Origin of the sequence: Gudongella sp. DL1XJH-153 (assembly GCF_049310905.1) — a bacterium.
Classification (GTDB): domain Bacteria; phylum Bacillota; class Clostridia; order Tissierellales; family Tissierellaceae; genus Gudongella.
Genome location: NZ_JBMEMN010000097.1, coordinates 1 through 380, shown reverse-complemented (window position 1 = coordinate 380; position 380 = coordinate 1). Strand labels below are relative to the sequence as shown.

General features: G+C 31.3%; 1 pseudogene. It reads left to right on the top strand.

The window, feature by feature from the left end:
- A pseudogene (locus ACOEN1_RS13520) lies at positions 1-287 on the top strand (IS5/IS1182 family transposase); the annotation flags it as partial.
- Between the last annotated feature and the right edge of the window lie 93 nt (positions 288-380).

Sequence of the window (380 nt, the reverse complement as noted above, 5' to 3'; positions counted from 1 at the left end):
TTACAGCCATTACAGTAGCTGATGGAGCATATGTTGATGGTACAAGATTTAATGAATTGATTGAATTAACTAAGAAATCTGGACTAGAGATAAAAGAAGTGTATGGAGATAAGGCATATTTCAAAAAGCCCATATTGGATAAAGTAAAGGAAATAGACTCAACACCCTATATTCCAGTAAGTGAAATGGCCTATAAGATAGATGAAGAAAGATTTGGTTATAATAAAGATTCAGATGAATGGTTCTGTAATCAAGGGAACAAAACGGCAAGAAAGAAACATAGAAATGATAAAAGTGGTAAACATGTTTGTGTTAACTTAAAACTGTACCACCATATTAATTGAAAACTGGTCCACCAATAAAATATAATACCCTTTAAA